This window comes from Pseudomonas frederiksbergensis, assembly GCF_003732275.1.
GTDB lineage: Bacteria > Pseudomonadota > Gammaproteobacteria > Pseudomonadales > Pseudomonadaceae > Aquipseudomonas > Aquipseudomonas frederiksbergensis_H.
In genome coordinates this window covers 153,686-176,732 of record NZ_MOBM01000015.1, presented here as the reverse complement: position 1 = coordinate 176,732, position 23,047 = coordinate 153,686, and the positions used below count along the sequence as shown (strand labels likewise).

At 57.6% G+C, this 23,047-nt stretch carries 26 protein-coding genes and 2 pseudogenes; 13 read left to right on the top strand and 15 right to left on the bottom strand.

From position 1 onward, the window contains the following. Positions 1–5 precede the first annotated feature (5 nt). Both BK662_RS13080 and BK662_RS13070 read right to left on the bottom strand, forming a co-directional pair. Complete coding sequence (locus tag BK662_RS13080; RefSeq protein ID WP_123358397.1) at positions 6–233, bottom strand: hypothetical protein; 228 nt, start codon at positions 231–233, stop codon at positions 6–8. Between the two features lie 453 nt (positions 234–686). Continuing rightward, the gene (locus BK662_RS13070) at positions 687–1,904 is read right to left on the bottom strand and encodes an MFS transporter (RefSeq protein WP_123358396.1); all 1,218 of its coding nucleotides are present in this window, start codon (positions 1,902–1,904) and stop codon (positions 687–689) included. A gap of 129 nt (positions 1,905–2,033) precedes the next feature. On the opposite strand from BK662_RS13070, the gene BK662_RS13065 reads away from it, so the two are divergent. Next, positions 2,034–2,702 carry a TetR/AcrR family transcriptional regulator gene (locus BK662_RS13065; protein WP_123358395.1) on the top strand — a complete coding sequence of 223 codons (669 nt, stop codon included), beginning with the start codon at positions 2,034–2,036 and terminating at the stop codon, positions 2,700–2,702. A 110-nt stretch (positions 2,703–2,812) separates the two neighbouring features. Here BK662_RS13065 and BK662_RS13060 read toward each other — a convergent pair whose 3' ends face one another. Beyond that, entirely contained in the window at positions 2,813–3,742 is a 930-nt protein-coding gene (locus BK662_RS13060) for a LysR family transcriptional regulator (protein WP_123358394.1), read from the bottom strand. Positions 3,743–3,916: 174 nt separating this feature from the next. Here BK662_RS13060 and BK662_RS13055 point away from each other — a divergent pair, with 174 nt between their 5' ends. From BK662_RS13055 to BK662_RS13045, 3 genes and pseudogenes are all read left to right on the top strand, one after another. After that, positions 3,917–4,675, top strand: a complete 759-nt coding sequence (locus BK662_RS13055; RefSeq protein WP_123358393.1) for a sulfite exporter TauE/SafE family protein — start codon at positions 3,917–3,919, stop codon at positions 4,673–4,675. 273 nt (positions 4,676–4,948) lie between these two features. Continuing rightward, positions 4,949–5,488, top strand: a complete 540-nt coding sequence (locus tag BK662_RS13050) for a hypothetical protein (protein WP_123358392.1) — start codon at positions 4,949–4,951, stop codon at positions 5,486–5,488. A gap of 216 nt (positions 5,489–5,704) precedes the next feature. Beyond that, a pseudogene (locus BK662_RS13045) lies at positions 5,705–5,947 on the top strand (phage infection protein); the annotation flags it as partial. 110 nt (positions 5,948–6,057) lie between these two features. Here the strand turns inward: BK662_RS13045 and BK662_RS13040 are convergent. Then, a complete protein-coding gene (locus tag BK662_RS13040) occupies positions 6,058–6,468 on the bottom strand; it encodes an arsenate reductase ArsC (protein ID WP_123358391.1) in 411 nt (136 codons plus the stop codon). Between the two features lie 60 nt (positions 6,469–6,528). Beyond that, complete coding sequence (locus BK662_RS13035; protein ID WP_123358390.1) at positions 6,529–7,464, bottom strand: Ppx/GppA family phosphatase; 936 nt, start codon at positions 7,462–7,464, stop codon at positions 6,529–6,531. 198 nt (positions 7,465–7,662) lie between these two features. On the opposite strand from BK662_RS13035, the gene BK662_RS13030 reads away from it, so the two are divergent. Both BK662_RS13030 and BK662_RS13025 read left to right on the top strand, forming a co-directional pair. Next, the gene (locus tag BK662_RS13030) at positions 7,663–8,055 is read left to right on the top strand and encodes a VOC family protein (RefSeq protein ID WP_123358389.1); all 393 of its coding nucleotides are present in this window, start codon (positions 7,663–7,665) and stop codon (positions 8,053–8,055) included. A 300-nt stretch (positions 8,056–8,355) separates the two neighbouring features. Then, positions 8,356–8,661, top strand: a complete 306-nt coding sequence (locus BK662_RS13025) for a hypothetical protein (protein ID WP_052967935.1) — start codon at positions 8,356–8,358, stop codon at positions 8,659–8,661. Between the two features lie 151 nt (positions 8,662–8,812). Here the strand turns inward: BK662_RS13025 and BK662_RS13020 are convergent, their stop codons facing one another. Together BK662_RS13020 and BK662_RS13015 are read right to left on the bottom strand one after the other, a co-directional pair. After that, positions 8,813–9,148, bottom strand: a complete 336-nt coding sequence (locus BK662_RS13020) for a hypothetical protein (protein WP_123358388.1) — start codon at positions 9,146–9,148, stop codon at positions 8,813–8,815. A 124-nt stretch (positions 9,149–9,272) separates the two neighbouring features. Further along, the gene (locus tag BK662_RS13015; protein ID WP_123358387.1) at positions 9,273–9,662 is read right to left on the bottom strand and encodes a c-type cytochrome; all 390 of its coding nucleotides are present in this window, start codon (positions 9,660–9,662) and stop codon (positions 9,273–9,275) included. 252 nt (positions 9,663–9,914) lie between these two features. On the opposite strand from BK662_RS13015, the gene BK662_RS13010 reads away from it, so the two are divergent. Next, positions 9,915–10,385, top strand: coding sequence for a GNAT family N-acetyltransferase (locus tag BK662_RS13010; RefSeq protein WP_123358386.1), 471 nt, complete (start codon positions 9,915–9,917; stop codon positions 10,383–10,385). A 17-nt stretch (positions 10,386–10,402) separates the two neighbouring features. On the opposite strand, the pseudogene yfcF reads toward BK662_RS13010, so the two are convergent. Further along, a pseudogene (gene yfcF, locus BK662_RS13005) lies at positions 10,403–11,043 on the bottom strand (glutathione transferase). A 233-nt stretch (positions 11,044–11,276) separates the two neighbouring features. Between yfcF and BK662_RS13000 the strand changes: the two are divergent. The 3 genes from BK662_RS13000 to BK662_RS12990 are packed head-to-tail and all read left to right on the top strand — an operon-like array spanning position 11,277 to position 12,944. Continuing rightward, entirely contained in the window at positions 11,277–11,849 is a 573-nt protein-coding gene (locus tag BK662_RS13000) for a thioesterase family protein (RefSeq protein WP_123358385.1), read from the top strand. Positions 11,850–11,906: 57 nt separating this feature from the next. Continuing rightward, positions 11,907–12,410, top strand: a complete 504-nt coding sequence (locus tag BK662_RS12995) for an SLATT domain-containing protein (protein ID WP_123358384.1) — start codon at positions 11,907–11,909, stop codon at positions 12,408–12,410. Positions 12,411–12,458: 48 nt separating this feature from the next. Next, positions 12,459–12,944 (top strand): adenosine-specific kinase, encoded by a 486-nt coding sequence (locus tag BK662_RS12990; RefSeq protein WP_123358383.1) that lies wholly within the window; start codon positions 12,459–12,461, stop codon positions 12,942–12,944. A gap of 200 nt (positions 12,945–13,144) precedes the next feature. Here BK662_RS12990 and BK662_RS12985 read toward each other — a convergent pair whose 3' ends face one another. The 3 genes from BK662_RS12985 to BK662_RS12975 all read right to left on the bottom strand — a co-directional run bounded on the left by BK662_RS12985 (position 13,145) and on the right by BK662_RS12975 (position 15,541). Further along, complete coding sequence (locus BK662_RS12985) at positions 13,145–13,966, bottom strand: MinD/ParA family protein (protein WP_123358382.1); 822 nt, start codon at positions 13,964–13,966, stop codon at positions 13,145–13,147. Positions 13,967–14,251: 285 nt separating this feature from the next. Then, complete coding sequence (locus BK662_RS12980) at positions 14,252–14,638, bottom strand: cupin domain-containing protein (protein WP_123358381.1); 387 nt, start codon at positions 14,636–14,638, stop codon at positions 14,252–14,254. A 90-nt stretch (positions 14,639–14,728) separates the two neighbouring features. Beyond that, on the bottom strand, positions 14,729–15,541 hold the full coding sequence (locus tag BK662_RS12975) for an AraC family transcriptional regulator (protein ID WP_123358380.1): 813 nt from the start codon (positions 15,539–15,541) through the stop codon (positions 14,729–14,731). A 253-nt stretch (positions 15,542–15,794) separates the two neighbouring features. On the opposite strand from BK662_RS12975, the gene BK662_RS12970 reads away from it, so the two are divergent. After that, the gene (locus BK662_RS12970) at positions 15,795–16,655 is read left to right on the top strand and encodes a CAP domain-containing protein (RefSeq protein WP_123358379.1); all 861 of its coding nucleotides are present in this window, start codon (positions 15,795–15,797) and stop codon (positions 16,653–16,655) included. Positions 16,656–16,831: 176 nt separating this feature from the next. Here BK662_RS12970 and BK662_RS12960 read toward each other — a convergent pair whose 3' ends face one another. Genes BK662_RS12960 through BK662_RS12950 form a run of 3 tightly spaced genes read right to left on the bottom strand, consistent with a single transcriptional unit; the run spans position 16,832 to position 20,382 of the window. Continuing rightward, positions 16,832–18,064, bottom strand: coding sequence for a nucleoside permease (locus tag BK662_RS12960; RefSeq protein ID WP_123358378.1), 1,233 nt, complete (start codon positions 18,062–18,064; stop codon positions 16,832–16,834). Positions 18,065–18,115: 51 nt separating this feature from the next. Continuing rightward, positions 18,116–19,219 (bottom strand): sugar phosphate isomerase/epimerase family protein, encoded by a 1,104-nt coding sequence (locus BK662_RS12955; protein WP_123358377.1) that lies wholly within the window; start codon positions 19,217–19,219, stop codon positions 18,116–18,118. After that, positions 19,216–20,382 (bottom strand): Gfo/Idh/MocA family protein, encoded by a 1,167-nt coding sequence (locus BK662_RS12950; protein WP_375538989.1) that lies wholly within the window; start codon positions 20,380–20,382, stop codon positions 19,216–19,218. Before BK662_RS12950 ends, BK662_RS12955 begins: the two co-directional genes overlap by 4 nt. A gap of 201 nt (positions 20,383–20,583) precedes the next feature. On the opposite strand from BK662_RS12950, the gene BK662_RS12945 reads away from it, so the two are divergent. Both BK662_RS12945 and BK662_RS12940 read left to right on the top strand, forming a co-directional pair. Further along, positions 20,584–21,585, top strand: a complete 1,002-nt coding sequence (locus BK662_RS12945) for a LacI family DNA-binding transcriptional regulator (RefSeq protein ID WP_123358375.1) — start codon at positions 20,584–20,586, stop codon at positions 21,583–21,585. 10 nt (positions 21,586–21,595) lie between these two features. Next, positions 21,596–22,093: a heme-degrading domain-containing protein gene (locus BK662_RS12940; RefSeq protein ID WP_123358374.1), complete on the top strand. Its 498-nt coding sequence runs from the start codon at positions 21,596–21,598 to the stop codon at positions 22,091–22,093. Positions 22,094–22,311: 218 nt separating this feature from the next. On the opposite strand, the gene BK662_RS12935 is transcribed toward BK662_RS12940, so the two are convergent. After that, entirely contained in the window at positions 22,312–22,965 is a 654-nt protein-coding gene (locus tag BK662_RS12935) for a peroxiredoxin (protein WP_123358373.1), read from the bottom strand. Between the last annotated feature and the right edge of the window lie 82 nt (positions 22,966–23,047).

The window sequence follows — 23,047 nt, the reverse complement described above, 5'->3', positions numbered from 1 at the left end:
CCGGGTTAGTCGACGACTTTTATCCGCGTCAGCCCTACCCGCTCAGCCTGCTCTAAAATCTCCGCCGGCGTCGCGTCCGCAGTGGGCATGATCAGGCTGTTCTCACCATCCCCAAAATGCAGCTGCAGCAGGTGCATCGCCGCCTCATGGACAGGCAGTTGAGGCTGCTCGAGTTCGAGCACGTGTGTGCGGGATTCGCCGTTGAACAGGTATTCCAGGGTGTAATTACGCATGGTGGCCCCCCCGTAGTAGTTACCAAGACCAGATTTTTTCCGAACAATCCCAACTGCTGGCAGAGAACAACGAACTGGTACTTTGACCTATATGTTCACCTTGAATAAAGCGCTTCACGAGGCGATCCTCCTATGGAATCCGAATGCCGGATTACAACTGGCTTACTGCTAGTCAAAGTTAACGAGGGCCGCCTTGAAGATAGTGAACGCTACTTGCTTTGATGATGTCGACCACGACGTTGGATATGAGTACCGTGGTTGTAACTACGTGGTACAGAACGAAGAGGATGAGTTTCTCGTCAGAATTTACGATGACGAACCCGGCAAAGCAACGGTAGTACGTCCGACTACGATGTCTGCAAACGGTAGCCTCAGAAAATGTGAACGCCTTGGTATGCATCAACTGGATGGCCCGAGCCCCCATCCAGAACCATTTTTTGACTTTTTTGTGGTTCAGTGCCCCGCCACCGCAGGCCTGCCAGCCGCACGCGGGCCCGATTTGAAGCCGTGGGCCCGCGCGCCCCAGACAATCGCAAACCCTACCCCCACCAACCCCACCATTGCCCACGGAAAAGAGGCGACGCCCCACCTATCCAGCAGCACTCCACCCACCACCCCACTCCCCGCAATCGCACTATTCCAAGCCACCACATTTAACGACAACGCCACATCCGCCCCATCCCCCGCCGCATCCGCCAGCGCCGTTTGCAGTAACGTCGCAGCCCCGCCGAAACTCAACCCCCAAACCGCCACGCCGATGTAGATCACCTCAGGCACGCTACTCAAAAAGCTAAACACCACGGAAACCGCCGCAAACGCCGCCAAGCTCACCAACACAGTCTTGCGCAACAACGGCTCAACCAATTTGGCAGTCACCCAAATCCCTACCAACGCCGCAATGCCAAACACCAACAACACCAAATCCACCCGATCCCCCAACCCCGCCGGAGCCACGAATGGTGCGATGTAGGTGTAGAGAACGTTGTGTGCCAGCATCCAGCTGATCACCACCGCCAGCACAGGACGCACGCCCGGCGTGGTCAGCACTGTGCGCAGCGACATGCGCTGATGCGCGGCTTGGGGTGGGTAGTCAGGGACTTTCACCAGTACCCAGGCGATCAGCACCAGGGTCAGGGCTGACATGATGCCGAAGGTCGTGCGCCAACCCACCAGGCCGCCCAGCCAAGTGCCGAGAGGCACGCCAAGAGACAGGGCAATCGGTGTGCCGACCATGGCCAGCGCCAGCGCCTTGCCCTGTTGATGGGGCGCGACCATGCGTCGGGCGTAACCGGCCAGCAGGCTCCAGGCCAGCCCCGCCGCGACGCCGGCGAAGAAGCGCGCCACCAGGATCACGCCGTAGTGGGATGACAACGCGGTGATGGAGTTAAACAGTAAGAAACCGACGATGGTCAGCAGCAGCACGTTGCGGCGGCGCCAGCCACGAGTGGCGATGGTCATGGGGATGACCGCCAGCACCGAGCCCAGAGCGTAGGCGGTGACCATCTGGCCAGCCATGGAGGGGGAAATCGCCAGGCCTGCGCTGATCATCGGCAACAGACCGGCGGGCAGGGTTTCGGTGACGATGCAAATGAAGCCGGTCATGGCCAGGGCGAGCAAGGCGCCGATGGGCAGGCGGTCCGGCGCTGCCGACAAGGTGATTGAGGGTGTCACGGGAGACTCCTTGAGTGAGGATTTCAGACTTAAATACCGATCGATATAAATGTTGAGGGCAGCCAACGTTCGTTGTCAACGACTTATGTATCGACTAGTATTTATCTCGTCGTCCAGAGGAGTTTTGAAATGGCGCAAATGGGCCGCCCCCGCACTTTCGACCGCGACCATGCCGTGGAGCAGGCCTTGCACCTGTTCTGGCAACACGGCTACGACGCGACCTCCCTCGCTCAGTTGAAAGCCAGACTGGGTGGCGGAATTTCCGCGCCGAGTTTTTACGCGGCGTTCGGTTCCAAGGAAGCGTTGTTTGATGAGTGTGTGCAACGTTACCTGGCGACGTTCGCCCAGGTTACCGAATGCCTGTGGGACGAGAGCCTGCCGCCACGCCAAGCCATCGAGACCGCGCTGCGCCAGTCAGCGCGCATGCAGTGTGAAGACGGCCATCCCAAGGGCTGCATGGTGTCCCTTAGCGTAATGAGCGCGCCCAGCCCGGAGAATGCGCGGGTAGTCGATGCCCTGACCCAATCTCGCGCCCACACTCGCGCGGGGATTTTGGCGTGTGTTGAGCGAGGTGTCAGTGCCGGTCAGTTGCCGGGCACTATTCACGCGCCCGCGATGGCTACGATGTTCGACAGTTTCCTGCAGGGTATTTCCATCCTCGCTCGGGATAACACCCAGCATGAGGTCATTGATGCGGCCATCACCCAGATACTGCTGACATGGGACAACGCGGCCTCTACCGAGCCTTCGACGTATCGCAATGATGAAAAGGGACTGATTGATTTAACCGGTGAGTGATGTGTGGGAAGCCAAGGCTTGTGCAGCGCGGCGATTGCGAAACTGCCAAAAAACGCTCATGGGTGACCTCAGGCGGCTATCACACTGATTGAGGATCAGCGCCCAGCCGCCTAAAGCGTCACTGCATGCTTTCGACCAAGGCTGTCGCCAAAGCCACGGATCACTTCCAACAACGACTTAACCCGCAGCGGCAGATTCCCGGCCGGGTACACCGCGTGCATCTGCGGGCTTTCACCGCTGCTGGAGGTGAGCTTGTACTCGGGACATATCCGCAGCAGGCGCCCCGCTTCCACTTCGGGCTCCGCCATCCAGTCCGCCAGGCGGGCGATTCCCACGCCCGCCAAGGCCGCCTGGAATACTGCCAAACCGGAGCTGAAACGAAATTTGGGATGAACCCGAAAGCTGATGGCCTGCTCCTCACTGCGAAAATTCCACTCCTTGAGAATCCGCGGTGCCGTATGCAGGATCAGCGAGTGCGCCTCCAGCGCCTCGATGGAGTCGGGCATCCCGCGCCGCTCCAGATACCCGGGGCTGGCATACAGGTAACGTGAATAATTCCAGAGCGGATAGCCGATCAGATCACTGGATTGCGCAAACGCGCCGCGAATCGAGAAGTCCAGCTTGCTCTTGGCCGGGTCGATGATCTCATCGGTGAAAATTACATCGACGTTCACGTCTGGATAACGCTCGCTGTACTGCGCGATCAACCGGGGCATTACCCCGTGTCCGAGAAACTCGGGGGCGGAAAAGCGGATCCAGCCGTAAGCCAGGCCGCTGAGACCGGCCAGGTCTTCATCCGCCTCACGTTGCAGATCCAGCATTTTGTAAGCGTGAGGCATCAAGCGCTCACCCGCCTCGGTCAAGCTCACGGAATTGGACGAGCGATTGAACAACTTGACCCCGACACTTTCCTCCAGGGCTTGAACGGCACGGGTCAGCGCGCTGGGGGAGCGCCCCAGAGTACGTGCCGCCGCGATAAAGCTACGCTTGCGAGCCACCGTCGCGAAGGCTTCAAGTTCCCCCAACATATTCAATGCCACTGACCACCTCATTGCACTTTTCACAACGTGGCATTGCAACATAAAAAAGGCCCTTCCGTTAACCTCCCGTTCAACCCACAACTGCTGCCATTGCAGTGCGTCTTCGGGTCAACGACCCGGCAAGCGCGGTACCGTTGGGCCCTCACCACCCCTTCATCGTCAGAGCCTGATTTCATGATCGATATTGCCATCCTTTGCGTGTTCGCCTTCGCCGCCGGCCTGATCGATGCAGCGGTGGGCGGCGGCGGACTGATCCAGATACCCGCGCTATTCAACGTGCTGCCCACGGCACAACCGGCGGCGCTGCTCGGTACCAATAAAGTCGCGGCAGCCTGCGGCACGGCATTCGCGGCCCGGTCCTTCGTGCGCAAGGTGGTGATCGACTGGGGTCTGGTGATCCCCGCCGCCTGCTCGGCCTTTGTCATGGCCTTCTTCGGAGCGGCCACGGTGTCGTTTGTACCCCAGTCGATGATTCGGCCGGCGGTGCTGGTGTTGATCGTGCTGATGGCGATCTACACCTTCTGGAAAAAGGACTTCGGCGCCCTGCACAAGCCCATGCGCATCGGCACCAAGGAAAAACTGCTGGCGATCGTCATCGGCGGTGCCATTGGCTTCTACGACGGACTGTTCGGTCCCGGCACTGGCAGCTTCCTGATCTTCCTGTTTATCCGCTGCTTCGCCTTCGACTTCCTTCATGCCTCGGCGTCGGCCAAGCTGGTGAACATCGCGACCAACGTAGCGGCGCTGATATTCTTCATTCCGACGGGTAACGTGCTCTACCTGATCGCAATCCCCATGGCGGCATTCAACATCCTGGGCGCGCTGACCGGCACTTGGCTGGCGGTTCATAAAGGCGTGCCCTTTGTCCGGGCTCTGTTCCTGGTGTTGCTGGTGATCCTGATCGGCAAACTGTCCTACGACCTGTTCCTGTAAACGTCAGGAGAACTACATACATCCCATGTTCGATCGCTTGGTGGCGCTACTCGATGCCCACCCAGCCTTCTACCGAGGGTGAGAAAAATAGCCTTCAACGCTGATCGGCTGGATGCTTCGATGGTGCTCGATTCGCCAAGGCGAAATATGAGTACGTTTTCTCTCGCTACACTCAAGCGGACCAAGGTATTACACATGGACAAGGAGCGTTATCAGATACAGATGGCGCAAAACATTACTCCATTTGTATCATCTACTTAGAGTGAGTCGTTCATGAACCTTCGATTGCTCGCCGTTCTCATCGCGATGTCTTTTTCATGGTCAAGCGCACATGCGGGCTACTGGAGGGATTCAAACGGCAATCCATATCCAGACACTGAATCAAGACGAATCATCGGAGGGTTTGGGGGCTCGCTATTAATCACCTCCGATTCCGATTGGGAAAAAAAGTGGAATACACCGGCCGAAACCACCCCGATATTTACCGAAGCAAAAGTTGTCACCCTAGGTGAAAGGATCTTCACGCTTACGTTTTTTGCAAACCCGAAGCTGAATGCCAATCACGAAGCAAACATCACTTGCGATTTGAAAGTCACAAGACCGAATGGTACTGAGTCGATCAATCAGCGAGATTCAGTCTGTTTTCAAGGGCGCCTTAACGGGGAGCCGAGCAACATGTATCTCGCCGCCCCCGTGATCGATTTCATTGGAGAGCCAGGTGATCCCACAGGCATTTGGACAGTAGAAATCACCCTCAAAGACAACTTGCGTAAGGTTGTCATGCCGCTCAAAGCAACATTCACTCTGAAGTAAGTCGTTTTTACACACTCTGAGCAAAACCGCAGCGGTGTAGCGAGACGTGTGCGTTCATAACGCCTGCCTGCCTTGGCGTGGACACGGCACTTGCTCACTACGTTGCAACCATTGCTGGCATCGATAGTCACCATCACGTCAATGAAGTTCTCATAAAAAATCCTCGGCGTAACATCCGCTCCATACCCAACCAATAACACCCCGGAGCACACCATCATGAAACGCCAAATCCTCCTCAGCATTGCTTTCTCGGTTTTTGCAGTTAACGCTTTCGCCGCTTCCTCTACTCACCCGGTCGTTGCCGAAGGTGGTTCGGATCGTTTGATCGAAAACCGCGTGGCTGAAGGTGGTTCGGATCGTCTGATCGAAAACCGCGTCGCTGAAGGTGGTTCGGATCGTCTGATCGAAAACCGCGTCGCTGAAGGTGGTTCGGATCGTCTGATTCAGAATCGTGCAGCATGAATGAGTGGCTTTACCGCAATACTCAACCAAAAAACCCGGCCTCATCAGCCGGGTTTTTTCATGCGTTTTTAGTGCCCGACGATCATCAAAGATGGTCAGCGCTGGTACTACCGGGTCTTCACAGTAATGAACATTTTGATGCGATCGTGGATTTCCTGAATGGCATGACGGAACGGATCATGTTTTTCACTGGTGACCGGGTCCTCGAAATTCCACACGATCACTTCTCCGGCGGTAGGCATCCGCGAAGCCTCTTCGGACGATTTGTCACACAGCGTAATTACATAATGGAACGGCTGCCCCTCAAACTCATCAATGGCTTTACTGCGTAACCCCGTGGTGTCGATGCCTACGTGATCGAGAGACTCCAGCGTGCGGGGATCAACTTCACTGGCCACAAGACCCGCGCTAAAGGCTTCGAAGTGTTCGCAATCAGTGTGCCGAAGTAGCGCTTGCGCCATCAGTGAGCGAACGTCATTTTTTGCGCAAACAAACAGAACCCGGAGTTTGTCAGCCATCACGTCCTCACATTCTTTTTGATCTAAATAACAATTCTTTTCTTACAGCAGCGGCGTCATTTAGTGTTTGGACATAAGGCCATGAAGAACGCCCAACCTTAATCCCGGTTCGGAAGGACTCATGTGCGAGATACCGAATACCTTGAACGCCGCCAGCATGAGCACCAGGCCACCGGGCAAGATATTCAGCCGATGGGGTGGTAAGCCCGCCAATTTGAGTTGTTTAACATGCCCCACTTCCAGCAGACGCAACGACAAGCGCAACAGACCGCCGTAGGTGATACCGCTTTGACCATCGTCATTCAAACCATTGGCCTTGAGCACTTTGGCCAGCATCCGTGCAGTACCTGAAGAGCCAATAGTCTGCTGCCAACCCAGCGCGCGATAACGGCGGGTAACTTTTTCAAACTGTAGAGTGGCCACGCGCTCGGCCTCCAGGAGCGCCTTCGCCGATATACAGCCGCCTTGAAAGTAACGCGCGCCAAAAGTACCGCTGCCAATGGCAATGCTCTCGGTCAAGAGAGGCTGAGTGCCCTGCCCCAGAATCAATTCAGTAGAGCCGCCGCCGATATCCACGACCAGGCGCATACTTTCTGTACCGGGTATCGTATGGGCAACACCGGCGTACACCAGTCGGGCCTCTTCATGCCCAGAGATGACGTCTATACGAAAACCCAGGTGCCGCTCCGCGCTGGCCAGAAACAGTTGGGCATTATCGGCTTCGCGGACGGCACTGGTCGCCACTGCCCGCACGCGACCTGCCTCAAAGCCGCGCAGTTTTTTGCCAAATCGCGCAAGCGCTTGCCATCCCCGATCCAGCGCCAACTCATCCAGCGCCCCTCCCTGAAACCCCTCCGCCAAACGGACAGGCTCTCGCAAGGTTTTCACTTCCTGGATCATGAACCCCTGATTGCGCCTGACTGACTGGCCGATCATCATGCGAAACGCATTGGACCCCAAGTCAATGGCCGCAAACAGGGAGGCGTCTCCTTTCATAGGGGGATTCCTGGCAAATTCATCAGCCCGCAGACGGAGTTCCGTCTGAGCGCTCAAGACGGTTCGCGAGGAGCTTGCCATTCGTTCGATGACACCGTGATGACACCCGCTAGCCTTTTCAAAAGAACAGGCACAGGGTAAACCTGCCTGGGTAACCGTGATTTGCCACTCAATTAACACGACAAGGAATGCCCGTTCATGAAATTTGGCTACATGATCATCTACGTCCCGGACGTCGTTGCCTCACTCCAGTTCTTTTCGTCAGCCTTCGGGTTCAGCGTTCGCTTCCTCCATGAATCCAACACCTACGGCGAACTCGAAACCGGGGAAACCGCGCTGGCATTCGCCGCCGATGAACTGGCCGCGATGAACTTCAGCACGGGCCATGTCTCGGCACACTCCTCCCCCAAACCACTCGGAATCGAAGTAGGCCTGGTGACCGAGGATGTTCCGGCGGCGCACGCCAGAGCGTTGAAGGCGGGAGCCACCGAAATTTCCGCACCAAGCGCCAAGCCCTGGGGACAAATCGTCTCTTACGTTCGATGCCCTGACGGAACGTTGGTAGAACTCTGCACGCCGGTACAGCAGTAATCGGGGATCGGTGAGTCGGCATCGCCTCTATTGGCGATGCTGGCGTGTCTCTCTTCGAACGTCCAAGGCCACGTTACATAAAATTGCTTTCATCACAGAACTGCGTGACTTCAGCCAACAAGCCCTTCGCCTCGCCGCCGATTCATCAAGAATGACCGTCCGTAACTCTGCCCCGGCAGCCTCCAACCCTTCGCTATTCTTAACCACACACCACCGCTGGCTGAACGCACGGCTTGCGGCATCATCGTCAGGAGTAAGGATCCGGGTAAGGAGCACGCCACCTCAACAGAGTATCGAATAATGAAAATGCTACTGATGGTCGAGTTTCCCCATGAGCCTTTCAACGCGCATGTCAGGTCCGGGAAAATCGGCGAAATCATGAACCGCGTGCTGGAAACCATTAAGCCGGAGGCGACTTATTTCACTGAGCAGGATGGAATGCGAAGTGGGATTTTTCTGATCGATATAGAAGACCCTTCCGAAATTCCCGGATATGCGGAACCCTTCTTTCTCAACTTCCAGGCCAACTGCAAATTCCGAGTGGTCATGAGTGCGCAGAACCTGCAAGACGCGGGTCTGGATGAGCTCGGAAAAGCCTGGGGGTGAGGTGCGATCAAGAAGTGAGAAACCTGTGGCGAGGGAGCTTGCTCCCGCTTGAGTGCGTAGCACTCACAAAAATCGGCAAATGGCTGTCGGATTTTGAGGCCGCTACGCAGCCCAGCGCGAGCAAGCTCGCCACAAAGGCAGTGCCTGTCGCTTATTGAACGGTTTTCAGCTTGACCACATCACCGGAGATCTTGGTGGTGTAACCGGTCAGGACCCAGGCCCAGAACCAGTTTTCCTGCACCTGGGTGTTGATCATGGCGTCGCCGCCCTTGGCCTTGATCGCGGCGTTCTGAGCGCGGATGAAACGGTTGTTCTGCTGGATCGGGATAACACCAAACAGCAGGAGGCCAGTGGCGGTCGCTTCGCTGTGGCCAACAACGGTGTACTGGCTGCTGTCGTACTGCTGAGTCTGCATCGGGGCCCCGGTGCAACCCGCCAGAACCAGACCGAACAGGGCTACGGCAACAACTTTGCTGAGATAATTCACTGAGTCACTCCATTAGAAAAGCCCGGGATCCGTCTCTCGGGCGGCGCCTCCTTTAGCGGATGAAGTGGCTCATTGATATCACCCATATAGCCTTTACGCGGCAAACATTTTGATGAGGTACAGATTATTGCGGCTGAAATGTCTGAAGGTAGGCCAACAGGTTTTCGACCTTCTGCGGATCGCTGAGGCCCCAGAAAATCATCCGGGTTCCGGGGACCACTTCTTTTGGCGCTTCGATGTACGCGGTGAGTGTTTCGCGAGTCCAGATGAGGCCTGATGATTTCATCGCGCTGGAGTACTGATAGTCCGTTGTGCTTCCCGCAGGGCGCCCGAAGATCGCATTGAGTTGCGGACCAAAAGAACCCCGTGCCGAAGTCCCTACTTGATGACAGCCGCCGCAGATACGGTTAAATAGTTTCTGACCGGCTTCAGCATCCCCCGCCGCTTCTGCTTGCAGGCTGAATAACCCGGTATTGAGCATCAAGGCGAAGGTAAGTGCGGCGGCGTTTTTCATGTGGTGCTCCAAATCAGGTGTTGCTGACTGCAAAAACGGGGCGGCTATTTCATCATGACTGGCTGCTACACCGAAGCCTTGAAGCTAATCTATAACGCTCTTTGTCCCTTTAACGTCGTTGCAGGAGGACCAGAATGAAACCCGTGGCGATGATGGGCTGCGGGTACGCATTTTGATAAATGTCCTGCCCCTCCAGCGCCTTGCGCAGCAAGCCTATACTGGTTCCCCGTGATGATAATTAGAGCGCAGACGATGTCCGTCATACCTGATCAAAATCCTCCAGTCATCCTGGTCGCGGCTCAACAAAGCGATTTGGACAATCTTGTGGCCATTCGAATTGAGGCCATGCGCGAAAGTCTGGAACGTATTGGGCGATTTGATCCGGTGCGTGCCCGTGAGCGCTTTATCAACGGTTTTGATTCCCGCGACACGCGTCACATCGAGGTGGCCGGTGAGCGGATCGGTTTTGTTGTGGTCAGGCATCACCTGAAAGAACTGCTGCTTGACCACTTGTATGTAAGACCGAATGCTCAGGGATCAGGAGTAGGTTCTGCAGTCCTCATGCAGATTTTCAAAGAAGCGGACGCCGCCGCGCGCGCCATCAGGGTAGGCGCTCTCAAAGAGAGCGCTTCGAATCGGTTTTACATCCGTCATGGCTTCCAATTCGTCGAAAGCGGCGAGTTCGACAATTACTATGTTCGTCCAGTCGCTCCTGCGACTTAAAACAATGCGTACGCCGACTACAGCGCTGGACGCTGCAGTTTGACCCACTCCTGCACCGTAGGCCGCTGCCATTGACGCTGCGCGTATTCCACCAGCGCAGGGGGCACGGCGTCACCGTTGAGTATCAACCGGTTGAGCATCAAGGCCAGATCCACATCGGCGATCGACCATTGCCCGAACAGGTACTCGCGGCCGTCAGCCAGCAGCGCTTGTGCGGCACCGATCAGCTTGCGCGTGGCCGATTCGGCAGCGGGCGACAAGGGCGCTGATTTGAGGCCATAAAACACCACCAGTGTGGATCGTTCCTGCCGAATGGGCAGCAGGTCACTGCGCAGCCACGCCTGGACTTGTCGTGCCTTCGCGCGTTGCATCAAGTCTTGCGGGTAAACCGGCGTCCGGGGGAAAACGTCTTCCAGGTATTCAGTGATCGCCGACGATTCAGACAAGGCAAAATCGTCTTGTACCAGCGTCGGTACGCGCTGGGTCAGCGAGAGGCTGGCATATCTTCTGACTGGTTCTCGAACGCGTCGAGGTCCAGCGGGCTCAGTTCGAATTCGATGCCCTTTTCGCGAAGGACCACGAAAGCCGACATCGCATAGGGACTGGTGAATTGAGCATCAACGTACAGGCACAGGCGGGAATCATTCACGGGGGTCATCTCCATATGGTGAGCAGACACGCTACGAGATCCAATGCCATAAAGAAAATGCATGATTTTTATGGGGGCATTCCCGAGCGGAATACCTGGCTGGCGGGCAGCCGCTGAAATGACTGCCCCAGCGCATGAATGATCCAATTGCGCTTTTCACATGAAAAAAGTCATTTGTGCACCTATCTCGCTCGCAGTCCCCGCCCTAAAGTGCATCGATCTACTCAACCCTCGGCATCCTTATGAATCTCTGGTTTCGACTGTTCCTGATGCTGTTTCGTCGCCCATGGCGCAAGCCGGTTGATGGGCTGGCCACTACCGTCATCCGCATGCGCGTCTGGCCGCTCGATCTTGACCTCAACCGGCACGTCACCAATGGCCGTTATTTCACTATGGCCGACGTGGGTCGCATGGATTTCGTCCTGCGCAGCGGCGCCTATCGAGTGGCCCTGCGCCATAGAGCGGTGCCGATTGTTGGGGATACCTGGGGCAAGTTTCGGCGGGAGCTGAAGCTGTTCGAATCGTTTGAGATTCATACCCGCATACTCGGCTGGGACGATAAGTGGAGCTTTATGGAACACCGCTTCGTGAGCAAAGGACGCGTGATCGGCGTCGTCATCATGCGGGGGCTGTTCCGCGCGGCCAAAGGCACGGTTGCACCTGCCGAGTTTGTCCGGGAGCTGGGATTGGCTGAACAGTCACCCGAGATGTCGCCGTGGCTGACAACCTGGTCGCAAAGCTGCGATGACATGAGCCGCCAACTCCGAGAGGAAGAAGGCCTGGCGCCTCAGCGTCATCCTGTCTGCGAACCCTAACAGGCGGCCAAATAGAAGCTAATATTCCTCTGAATCCCCCTGCCAAGGACTGCAACCATGAGCCGGCTCGAGCTACTGACCAAATGGAATCGCATGATCGTTCGGTTGCAGATTGAACACGAAATCAGTGCCCGGGATTTCGAGAAATTCAGCTGGAAACTGGGCATCCCCTGCGTTGTTCTGTCAGCGATCGTCAGCGCCAGCGTCTTTGGCTCCATCAGTGACTCCTCGCCCGTATGGCTCCAATACGTAGCCGGCGTGCTGTCACTCCTGACCCTGGTGTTGAGTTCGGTTCAGACCTTCCTGAACTTTGACACCCGGGCTGCGGGGCACAAAGACACCGCCGAGAAACTCGGGGCGATCTCTCGTGAGATTCAGGACGAAATCGCCAGCGGCAAGGACGAGGCTATCCTGGGCCCAATCGTTTTTGACATCCGCAAGCGCATTGACTCGATTCTTCTTGATGCGCCGACCTTGCCCAAGTCGACAATAAGGAGACTGGGGGATGTTCGCGTCTACACAGAGACACCGCCCGCTGAGCAAGACACCGTCCCGGCTTGATTAGAGGCCAGACTCTGGTTCGCAGCATCGTGAAAGGAGGCGTTTGAAATGCAACTCATCACGCTGAAAATCGACAAGCCGGAAGCGACGAACTTCATTTTGGGTCAGACGCACTTCATCAAGTCCGTCGAGGACATCCACGAAGCGTTGGTCAACGCCGTGCCAGGTATCCAGTTTGGCGTGGCCTTTTGTGAAGCCTCTGGCAAATGCCTGGTGCGATGGTCCGGCACCGATACCGCCATGATCGAACTTGCACAGAAAAATGCGCAAGCCATTGCCGCGGGCCACAGCTTCATCATTTTTCTGGGCGACGGTTTCTATCCGTTGAACGTGTTGAACGCCGTCAAAACGGTTCCAGAGGTGTGCCGTATTTTTTGTGCAACGGCCAATCCAACTGAGGTGATTGTTGCTGAGACGGAACAGGGACGCGGGATTCTGGGTGTAGTGGATGGCTTCTGTGCCAAAGACATTGAAGGCGATGAAGACATTCTGTGGCGCAAGAACCTGTTGCGGCAGATCGGCTACAAGTTGTGATTTGAGTCTGGTTTTGAGTCAGTGAGAAACCTGTGGCGAGGGAGCTTGCTCCCGCTTGAGTGCGTAGCACTCACAAAAACCGGCAATAGTTGTCAGATTTTTGGGGCCGCTGCGCAGCCCAACGCGAGCAAGCTCGCTCGCCACAAAGGCAGGTATGACTGATGAGCGCTTAAGTGAACAACATTACAAGGCCTTGAAACTCACCTGCCCGAATTTTGCACAAGTTGCTCAACAAAAAACTCCACATGCCCTCTCGGATGAGTCGGCAAAGGCCAGGTGTCGACGTTGTGAGCCAGGGCCTGGAAGGCTTGAGCGCATTTGGAACGGGGAAAGGCTTCAAACACCGCACGCCCCTTCTGCACGGCTTTGTGCGCACATTCGTCGTTGGGTATCGCGCCGACGTATTGCAGCGAGACATCCAGGAACATGTCGGTAATCTTTTCCAGCTTGGCAAACAGATTGCGGCCTTCTGCCGGACTTCCCGTCATGTTGACCAATATGCGAAAACGATGCATACCGTAGTTCAGGTTGAGCAGTTTGATCAGCCCGTAGGCGCCGCTGATTGAGGTGGGCTCATCGCACACGACCACCATTACTTCCTGCGCCGCGCGGATGAAATTGACCACTGAGCCACCGATACCGGCGGCTGTATCGATCACCAGCACATCCAGCTTGTCGCCAATATCGCTAAAGGACTGGATCAGCGCCCGGTATTGCGCCGGTTCCAGATGAATCATGCTCTGCAAGCCCGAAGAGGCCGGGGCAACACGAATGCCTCCAGGCCCAGGCAACAGCGCCTCGGACAGCTCGCAACGCCCTTCGATGACATCGGCCAGTGTGTAGCGCGGCGTCAGCCCCAACAGAATATCGATATTCGCCAGGCCCAGATCGGCGTCCAGCAATACGACACGCCGCCCCATTTTTGCCAGCGCCAACGAAAGGTTAACCGCCACCGTTGTCTTGCCCACGCCACCTTTACCGCCAGTTACAGCGATAACTTGCACGCAATGCACATCATCCATTTTGTCTTCCCTTCCTTGCGCATCGTGTGCCAGTACGTCATGGCCACCGTCCAGATGCCGCAAGAATAGCTGAAAAGCGCGAAATAGCCGCGTTGTCTTCCGACGAGAGGCACTTCGCCACCTGTCATCGAACCTTTTCATCGAAAATGCCGCTAATTCGTTGATTCAGAGAATGACACTGCGCTCCTGAATGCTTGCTGGCAGATGTAGCGATAGATGCAACTGAACGGGCGCGAGGCTCTCAGGCGCCCTGCTCACCCAGAGATGAAGAAACTACCAAGACGTCTAAATCCAGATATCATTGATTGCGGTTCTTTCTCCCTCCTGATCGCCGGTATTCAGCACGCCACGCGGCTCGATCAGTAGCATCTGCACCTCTCGCTCAGCATAAGGCTTATGTTCGACGCCCTTGGGGACGACGTACATTTCTCCCTGCCTGACCACGACGGCCCCCTCTCGAAGATCAATGCGAAGCTCGCCTTCGAGGACGATGAAGGTTTCATCGGTGTCGGCGTGGGAATGCCAGACAAAGTCGCCTTCGATTTTCACCACCTTGAACTGGTAGTCGTTCATTTCGGCAATGACCTTGGGTGCCCATTGCTCGCTGAACAAAGCAAACTTTTCGGCAAAGTTAATCGCGGTGCAGGTTGTCACACCGGGTTGGGAATGCATTTGAGTCGCCCTCACTAGCCAAGTTATCGAGGTCTGACTTTAGGAGAGGATCAGCACGGCGTATTGCATGATTGTGCAAGTCGAGCGCCCTTAAACAAGGCCCAGCCTTTTCATCCATCGACCGGGTGAGACGCCGTAGGTCTGGACGAACTGGCGCGTCATATGGCTTTGATCAAAAAAGCCTGCGGAGACGGCCGCCTCCGCCATCGAGTAGCCCCCGAACATCAGCGCTCTTGCCAGATCGAGGCGTCGTTGAGTCATGTATCGATAGGGGCTCGTACCGTACAGCGCACGAAAATCACGGCTCAGGCTCCAGCGGTCTCGACCACTGGCCTGCGCTAACTCCTCCAGGGTAATGACTCGATCCAGCGACTCATGAATCAGCGCACGCGCGCGTTCGGCCGCTACAAAGTCAAACGACTTGCGCCGCCCGCGTTGCCCCGAGTTCACATCCAGCGCCTGCGCGAGATCGTAAATGGCATCGTCTTCTTCCAGGGGCTCGATGCAAGCGTCGAGGTTTTGCAGCAGCACCTGGGTCGCGGCATAAAGCCGTGGGTCGCTGGATATACCCCCCTCGATGAAGGGCAAGGGCTTGCCGCCTAATACTTGCTGAATCAAGGCGGGTTCGATGTAGATCATCCGATAATGAAAACCCGCCTCGGTACCGGCTTCACCGTCATGCACCTCGTCCGGATGCAAAACGATGGTTTTCCCGGGCAGGCTGTGACGCTTTGCGTTGCGGTACTGGAAGCTTTGTACACCCGACAGCGTTCGTCCGATGGCGTACGTATCGTGGCGATGCGGCGTAAACCCAAGGCCGCCAAAAAAGGCTTCGATGCGCTCCATCTTCAACGGCTGAGCCGAGCGCCTTACCCAATCCTTGTCACCCCTGGCTTTCGTCATGTCCCTGTACCACCTGAATGATGTCAGTACGGTACCAGTCAGCGTGTCCGATGTCCCCGGCGGACTGACCAGTGCATGCCTGAATCGGCCCCCACGGCGGCGCCGCTAAATTTGTCTCTTCCCCTCGTGAACCAGTCTTCAGACCCGCAGTCTTAGCCGTGCCGTAAAAGAAGCTCACCCAACGAAGCGCTCCTACGGTTATTTGCCCATTCCTATCCCCCTATCATCGTCATCTCATCAGAGCTGTTCGTTCATGCGCCCAATCGTCCGCCGCTGTCGCTTTATCTCTCTGTGCCTGATGCCTTTGCTCCCGCTACTCGCCAGCCCCGCCCACGCCAGTGGGGAGCGGCAACTGGTGGAGGTCATCAACGACTACCGCGCCGATCCCGATCGTTGTGCGGGGCGTACGGTCAAGCCGTTGCGGCCGCTGTCGCTGAAATCGAACCTGGCATTGCCGGTCGGCTATGGCGGCGGTTTGCGGAGTGCCTTGAAGGCCAACGGCTATCAAGCGGTGACGGTGCGCACCATTCGCGTGGTCGGCGCGCAAGATGCCGATGAGGCGTTTGACATGCTTGAGAGCGACCATTGCGGGGAGCTGCTCGATACTCAGTTCGCCGACATCGGCGTCACTCGCTCCCGCAGCGAATGGCAGGTGGTGCTGGCGCAACCGGTGCTCGACGGACGTGTCGGCGATTCGCGAGCAGCGGGCAAGGCGTTGCTGGCACAGGTCAATGCGGCACGGGCCAGGCCCCGCCTGTGCGGGCGCCAACGCTTTGCCGCCGCACGCCCCTTGACCTGGAATGCCGCCCTGGGGGCCGCGGCGCAAGGGCACAGCAAGGCAATGGCCTACGGCAATTACTTCGCCCACCGCGATCCCGACGGAGATATGCCATTGGATCGGGCCAAAGCCGCCGGCTATCGAGGCCGGCAGATTGGCGAAAACATCGCCGCCGGGCAAAGCTCACCGAACAAAGCGATGGCCGGCTGGCTGGCCAGTCCCGGGCATTGCGCCAACCTGATGAACCCGATGTTTACCCAAGTGGGCGCGGCCTATGCCGCCGATTCGCGCAGCGATGAGGGTGTTTATTGGACGATGCTGTTTGGCGCGCCTTGAATCAGGCGCGTTCCAGAACCCCTGAAATACCCATCGATTAATCGCGACCCCTGTGGGAGCGGGCTTGCCCGCGAAGACGGCGGCACAATCAACATTGATGTCGCCTGACCCACCGCTTTCGCGAGCAAGCCCGCTCCCACAGGTTCCGACGGTGTTCTTCAGACTCGGGGGGTTATTCAAATACTCGACGGCACCGCCACGCTTTGCCGGCCTTTGAAGGCCAGCGAAAAACAGAAAAATATCGCCAACGCGAACCCTGCCGGGAACAGCCAGATGCTTTTCCAGTCATGGCTGTCTGCCGACGCATAGTGATCGGTGACCGCCCCAGCCACCCAAAAGCCAATCAGCATGCCCAAGCCATACGTCGCGAGCGTGATCAGCCCTTGCGCCGAGCTTCTGAAACGCTCCGACGCTTTGGCATCGGTGTAGATCTGCCCCGAAACAAAGAAGAAGTCGTAGCAGATGCCGTGCAAAGCGATGCCGGTGAACAACATGAAGGCGAGATCCCCATTGTTGCCGTAGGCGAACAACAGGTAGCGCAACGCCCACGCCAGCATTCCCACCAGCAGCGCGATCTTGATGCCGAAACGCTGAATAAACAGCGGCAGGAGCAACATGAACAGCACTTCCGAGACTTGCCCGATCGCCATCTTGGCGGTTGGATTGGTCACGCCGATTTCTGCCAGAAACGGGTTGGCATTCTGGTAATAAAACGCCAATGGAATGCAGATCAAAATAGACGCGATGAAGAACACCAGGTAACTGCGGTCCTTCAACAAACCCAAGGCGTCCAGCCCCAGCATTTGCTTTAAGCCGACACTGCCCGGCTCAGGTTTGAGCGGCGCGGTGCGCGGCAGGCTGAAGCTGTAGAGCCCGAGCACGAGGGAGGCGATGGCCGACATCAGAAACGTGTTGCGCAAGCCACCGGCTGAGATCGCTTGTTGCGAATCCCAGGCAAACACAAAGCTGATGACCACGCCCGCCACGATCCAGCCGATGGTGCCCCACACTCTGATCCGCGAGAACTCCAAAGCCGGGTCGCGCATCTGCCGGAACGCCACCGAATTCACCAATGCCAGCGTCGGCATGTAGATCATCATGTAAGCCAGCACGAACGGGTAAAACGCACTGAAGTCAGGCGCTCGATAGAGTTGCAACAGCAGCACCGCGCCGATCAGATGCAACACCGCGAGGATGCGCTCGGCATTGAAGTAGCGGTCGGCAATCAGACCGATCACAAAAGGCGCGATGATCGCGCCCCAGGACTGCGTCGAGAACGCCATGCCGATCTGCCCGCCGCTGGCCCCCAGATTGCTGGAGAGGAAGGTGCCGAGGGTCACGAACCATCCGCCCCAGATAAAGAACTGCAAGAACATCATTACGCTCAATCGCGCAGTCATCGTGGTCATATCAGTCACCGTCTTATTGTTTTTTTTTGGAGAAAGGGGCAAACAGATTTTTCAGGCGTCGGGCAAACCCAATAGCCGTCGATTGAAACGCTCGTCGGAGGTCACGCTGGCGAAATCGTCAAACGCCTTTCGGGTTTTGCTGATCATGTGCTGCCGGATAAAGGCCGCTCCTTCTGCGGCGCCCTGCTCCGAATCCTTCAGGCAACACTCCCATTCCAGAACCGCCCAGCCGGCAAAGCCGTACTGCGTCAATTTGCTGAAAATCGATTTGAAATCGATCTGCCCATCGCCCAAAGAACGGAAGCGGCCAGGCCGCTCGACCCAACCTTGATAACCGCCGTAGACACCCGAGCGAGCATCGGGCCGGAACTCGGCGTCCTTGACGTGGAACATGCGGATGCGCTCGTGGTAGCGATCGATGAAGCCCAGATAGTCCATTTGCTGAAGCAGCAAATGGCTCGGGTCGTAGAGAATCGCGGCGCGCGGATGGTGATCGACGGCCTCAAGGAAACGCTCGAACGAGGCGCCGTCGTGCAGGTCTTCGCCGGGATGGATCTCGTAGCAGAGATCGACGCCGGCTTGCTCGAAACAATCGAGGATCGGCAACCAGCGCTTGGCCAGTTCGGCAAACCCCTGCTCGACCAGTCCGCTCGGGCGTTGCGGCCATGGGTAAACATACGGCCACAGCAGCGCACCGGAAAACGTCGCGTGCGCCTTCAGCCCCAAGCGTTGGCTGGCGCGCGCGGCGAGCTTCAACTGATCGATGGCCCACTCCGTTCGTGCCTGAGGCTGACCGCGCAAATGTGCGGGGGCAAAGTCATCGAACAACGTATCGAACGCCGGATGCACCGCCACCAGTTGGCCCTGCAGATGCGTCGACAGCTCGCTGATTTCGACACCGGCCTGGGCACAGACGGCTTTCAACTCATCACAGTAATCCTGACTGTCGGCGGCGCGCGCCAGGTCGATGTACTGCGTGCCCAGGGTCGGCAATTGAATGGCTTTGTAACCCTGCGCTGCGGCCCAGCGGGCAATGTTGGCGAGCGTATCGAAGGGGGCCTCGGCGGACATGAACTGCGCGAGGAAAATACCCGGGCCGCGCAGGCCTGCCGGTGCTGGGGAAATGTGGTTCACGGGAGGGTTCTCCGGATTCATGGGTTGCGGACCAGTTCGGTCCACTTCGCGTCGCCGCGATGATTGGCGACCACCGCTTCGATGAACGCCATGCCACGCAACCCGACGTCGATGCCCGGCACGCCGGGGGCATCGTTGCCTTCGACGTTGCTGCGGATCGCAGTGGCGAAATCTCCATAGAGATTGGCCATGGCCTCGAGATAACCTTCGGGATGCCCGGCAGGCAAACGCATGCGCTGGCTGGCGGCCTCGCACAACCAGGGCTGACCGACACCGGAACGAAGGATGCTCAACGGTTGATCGAGGGAGCGATGGATCAGGCTCGCGGGCTCTTCCTGACGCCACTCCAGCCCGCCCTTGTCGCCATAGACGCGGATCTTCAACGGGTTCTCTTCGCCGGCGCAGACCTGGCTGGCGATCAACACCCCGCTGGCTCCGGCGGCCATCTTGAACAGCATCGCCGCGTCATCGTCCAGTTGCCGCCCGGCAATGTGCGAACCCAAGGTTGCGCACACCTGTTCGATGGGTTGGTCCGCGACGAATTCGGCCAGTGAAAAGGCATGGGTGCCGATGTCGCCAATGCAGCCGCCCAGCCCGGACTGCTCGGGCTGATCGCGCCAACTCGCCTGCTTGTTGCCCTGCCCGGCCACATCCCGGCTCAGCCAGCCCTGCGGGTATTCGACGATAATCTTGCGCACAGCGCCGATCACGCCGGTACGCACCATCTTGCGCGCCTGCCAGACCATCGGATAACCCAGATACGTGTGGGCCAGTCCATAGAGGCGGTCGCTGCTTTTCACCACCGCCTTGAGCGCCAGCAGTTCGGACAGATTCAGTGCCGCGGGCTTTTCGCTGAACACATGAAAACCCGCGCTAAGTGCCTGGCTGGCGATCGGCGCGTGCAAGTGATTGGGAGTGACAATGACCAACAGCTCCATACGCTGGTCGGCAGGCAGTGCGCGCTCGCTATCGAGCATCTGCTGCCAGTCGCTGTAGCAGCGTGAGGCGGACAATCCCAGCGCGGCGCCGGTGTCCTGATTGTTGCGGGCGTCTCGGCTGAATGCACCGCACACCAGTTCAAAACGACCATCGAGGCCGGCGGCCTGGCGGTGGGCTTTGCCGATGAAGGCGCCCTCGCCGCCCCCGACAAACCCCATTCTTATTTTTGCCGTTGCAACATTCATCGCGAATTTTCTCTTGTTCGGGGCGGATTAGCGCTCAGGTTTTGACTATGATGTAACCGGTTACATCATGCCGGAAATTTAGGATCAGTTACTTCAGGTGTCAAACCCGGGATTAAAAATGAAGGTCATTTCAGCGCACGGCCGGACTGCGGTAAGCTCGCCGGCCACGTTTACATCTGCCGGTTCGATAACGAGGTCGTCTTGTCCAATATCCGTGAAGTAGCCCGGCTGGCCGGCGTTTCGGTGGCCACCGTGTCCAGAACGCTGAAGTCGCCCGAACGCGTACTCCCCGAAACCCGAGACAAGGTCAACGCAGCCGTGGAACAGGCCGGCTACCGGCCGAACCTCATGGCCGTGCAGTTTCGTTCGCGCAGAACCGGCAATCTGGTGATTCTGGTGCCGGCCATCGCCAACACGTTTTTCGCACGGGTGATCAGTGGTGCCCAACAGGCCGCGCAGGCGGCCGGTTACCGACTGCTGCTGTGCGACACCCAGGGCCGCGAGGAAATCGAACGGGAATTTGCCGCGCTGGTGTATGCCCACCAGGCCGACGGCGTGATTCAGTTGCGCGCCTACGACCCTTTTGAATCGCCCTTCCCCCACGGCGAGTCACCGCCCTTGGTCAACGCCTGTGAGGTGATTCAAGGCGGGCGGCATCCGACGATCAGCCTCGACAACCGGGCGGCGGCCAACGCCATGACGGAGCATCTGATCGATCTGGGCCATCGCCGGATCGGTCTGATCAAAGGCCCGAAAAGCAGCCCACTCACACGCGACCGTGTGGCCGGTTATCAAGATGCATTGCATCAGGCCGGTATCGAGTCGGATCCGCAATTGGTCTGCCACGGAGACTTCACGTTGCAGGCCGGTTTTGATGGCGCGGGAATGCTGCTGGATTTGGCCGACCGCCCGACCGCGTTCTTTTGTGAAAACGATGAAATGGCAATCGGTGCATTGAAGCGCATCAAACAACAGGGTTTGCGGGTACCCGACGATATTTCGTTGGTCGGTTTCGATGACATTCCGTTCGCGGCCTACTGTGATCCAGCGTTGACGACCATTGCGCAACCCGCCGAAATCTTTGGCCAAAAAGCCGTTGAAATGCTGATCGCCCTCATTGAAAAAAAGCCCATCCCGGACCGCCATGTGGTGCTGCCGTTCACATTAACCGTGCGTCACAGTACGACCGCCCGAAAGGGATGAGGGAGAAATCATGGACATCAAAACCGACCTGCAACGCATCGCGCTCCAGGAAGAAACCCTGAAGTTTGAGCGCTTCGACAAAGCGACGGCCTGGGACTTGGGCACCCGTTTGAAAACCGCCTGCGAGGAGCAAGGCGTGTGCGCCACGATTGAGGTCAGGCTGGCGCGGGACACGGTGTTTTTCTACTCGATGCCAGGCACCTCTGCCAGCAATGCCGACTGGGCACGACGCAAGCGAAATGTCGTAGAACTGATGGAACTCAGCTCATACCGCGTAGGCCTGTCCTTTAAGCTTCAGGGCGATTCACTCGAAGATTTGATGGGGTTGCCGCTGCGTGATTACGCCGATCATGGCGGCAGTTTCCCGGTGTTGGTCAAGGGCGTGGGGTGCATTGGCGCCGTCACCGTTTCAGGGCTGCCCCAGCGTGAGGATCATGCCCTGGTGGTTCAGGTGTTGGCCCAGATGTGCGGGGTCGACCCGAGCGAACTCGCACTTGAGGACGAGTAGCCCCGCCGCAGGCGGGTTGTGGGAGCGGGCTGCTCTAGTGCCAGTCAGTTAAGAGATAGAACAAGCGATGAGTAACCTGTGGCGAGGGAGCTTGCTCCCGCTGGGTCGCGAAGTGGCCCCCCTTATCCCCAAAAAGAGGGGGACTGCTTCGCAGTCCAACGGGAGCAAGCTCCCTCGCCACAAGTTCAGTATCACGCTTAACTGACTGGACGGATCGGTTACTTCGGTTGCGCCACCGTGCGCAAATATGGTTTCACCGTTTTGAAGCCATCCGGATATTTCTTCCTGGCGTCCTCATCGGAGACCGAAGTGGGAATGATCACGTCCTCGCCCGGACGCCAGTTCACCGGGGTGGCGACGGTGTGCTTGGCGTTCAACTGCAGAGAGTCGAGCAGACGCAGCACTTCATCGAAGTTGCGCCCGGCACTCATCGGGTAGATCAGCATCGCCTTGACCTTTTTGTCCGGCCCGATGATGAACACTGAACGCACCGTAGCGTTGTCCACGGCAGTCCGCGCGCCGCCACTGGCATTCGGATGAATCATGTCGTAGAGCTTCGCCACCACCAGGTTCTCGTCACCGATCATCGGATAGTTGACCGCATGCCCCTGGGTCTCTTCGATGTCTTTGGCCCAGGTCTTGTGGTTACTGACAGGGTCGACGCTGAGCCCGACGATCTTGGTGTTGCGTTTATCGAACTCTGGCTTGAGCCCCGCCATGTAGCCGAGCTCAGTGGTGCATACCGGGGTGAAGTCCTTGGGGTGCGAAAACAGGATCGCCCACTTGTCGCCGATCCACTCGTGGAAATGCAGCGGGCCTTCGGTGCTTTCGACGGTAAAGTCCGGTGCTTCGTCGCCAATACGGATTGCCATGTTCGTGCTCCTTACTGTTGAGTCGTAGGGAAGCCGCTGGCTGCTGTTCCAACGGCCTTCAGGATCTGCGTTGAACCTGTCA

What these genes read in the sequence shown, in the direction of transcription:
- BK662_RS13080 (WP_123358397.1), bottom strand. Translation starts at nt 233, where the DNA reads ATGCGTAATTACACCCTGGAATACCTGTTCAACGGCGAATCCCGCACA.
- BK662_RS13065 (WP_123358395.1), top strand. Translation starts at nt 2,034, where the DNA reads ATGGCGCAAATGGGCCGCCCCCGCACTTTCGACCGCGACCATGCCGTG.
- BK662_RS13055 (WP_123358393.1), top strand. Translation starts at nt 3,917, where the DNA reads ATGATCGATATTGCCATCCTTTGCGTGTTCGCCTTCGCCGCCGGCCTG.
- BK662_RS13050 (WP_123358392.1), top strand. Translation starts at nt 4,949, where the DNA reads ATGAACCTTCGATTGCTCGCCGTTCTCATCGCGATGTCTTTTTCATGG.
- BK662_RS13040 (WP_123358391.1), bottom strand. Translation starts at nt 6,468, where the DNA reads ATGGCTGACAAACTCCGGGTTCTGTTTGTTTGCGCAAAAAATGACGTT.
- BK662_RS13035 (WP_123358390.1), bottom strand. Translation starts at nt 7,464, where the DNA reads ATGAAAGGAGACGCCTCCCTGTTTGCGGCCATTGACTTGGGGTCCAAT.
- BK662_RS13030 (WP_123358389.1), top strand. Translation starts at nt 7,663, where the DNA reads ATGAAATTTGGCTACATGATCATCTACGTCCCGGACGTCGTTGCCTCA.
- BK662_RS13025 (WP_052967935.1), top strand. Translation starts at nt 8,356, where the DNA reads ATGAAAATGCTACTGATGGTCGAGTTTCCCCATGAGCCTTTCAACGCG.
- BK662_RS13015 (WP_123358387.1), bottom strand. Translation starts at nt 9,662, where the DNA reads ATGAAAAACGCCGCCGCACTTACCTTCGCCTTGATGCTCAATACCGGG.
- BK662_RS13010 (WP_123358386.1), top strand. Translation starts at nt 9,915, where the DNA reads ATGTCCGTCATACCTGATCAAAATCCTCCAGTCATCCTGGTCGCGGCT.
- BK662_RS13000 (WP_123358385.1), top strand. Translation starts at nt 11,277, where the DNA reads ATGAATCTCTGGTTTCGACTGTTCCTGATGCTGTTTCGTCGCCCATGG.
- BK662_RS12995 (WP_123358384.1), top strand. Translation starts at nt 11,907, where the DNA reads ATGAGCCGGCTCGAGCTACTGACCAAATGGAATCGCATGATCGTTCGG.
- BK662_RS12990 (WP_123358383.1), top strand. Translation starts at nt 12,459, where the DNA reads ATGCAACTCATCACGCTGAAAATCGACAAGCCGGAAGCGACGAACTTC.
- BK662_RS12985 (WP_123358382.1), bottom strand. Translation starts at nt 13,966, where the DNA reads ATGGATGATGTGCATTGCGTGCAAGTTATCGCTGTAACTGGCGGTAAA.
- BK662_RS12980 (WP_123358381.1), bottom strand. Translation starts at nt 14,638, where the DNA reads ATGCATTCCCAACCCGGTGTGACAACCTGCACCGCGATTAACTTTGCC.
- BK662_RS12975 (WP_123358380.1), bottom strand. Translation starts at nt 15,541, where the DNA reads ATGACGAAAGCCAGGGGTGACAAGGATTGGGTAAGGCGCTCGGCTCAG.
- BK662_RS12970 (WP_123358379.1), top strand. Translation starts at nt 15,795, where the DNA reads ATGCGCCCAATCGTCCGCCGCTGTCGCTTTATCTCTCTGTGCCTGATG.
- BK662_RS12960 (WP_123358378.1), bottom strand. Translation starts at nt 18,064, where the DNA reads ATGACCACGATGACTGCGCGATTGAGCGTAATGATGTTCTTGCAGTTC.
- BK662_RS12955 (WP_123358377.1), bottom strand. Translation starts at nt 19,219, where the DNA reads ATGAATCCGGAGAACCCTCCCGTGAACCACATTTCCCCAGCACCGGCA.
- BK662_RS12950 (WP_375538989.1), bottom strand. Translation starts at nt 20,382, where the DNA reads ATGAATGTTGCAACGGCAAAAATAAGAATGGGGTTTGTCGGGGGCGGC.
- BK662_RS12940 (WP_123358374.1), top strand. Translation starts at nt 21,596, where the DNA reads ATGGACATCAAAACCGACCTGCAACGCATCGCGCTCCAGGAAGAAACC.
- BK662_RS12935 (WP_123358373.1), bottom strand. Translation starts at nt 22,965, where the DNA reads ATGGCAATCCGTATTGGCGACGAAGCACCGGACTTTACCGTCGAAAGC.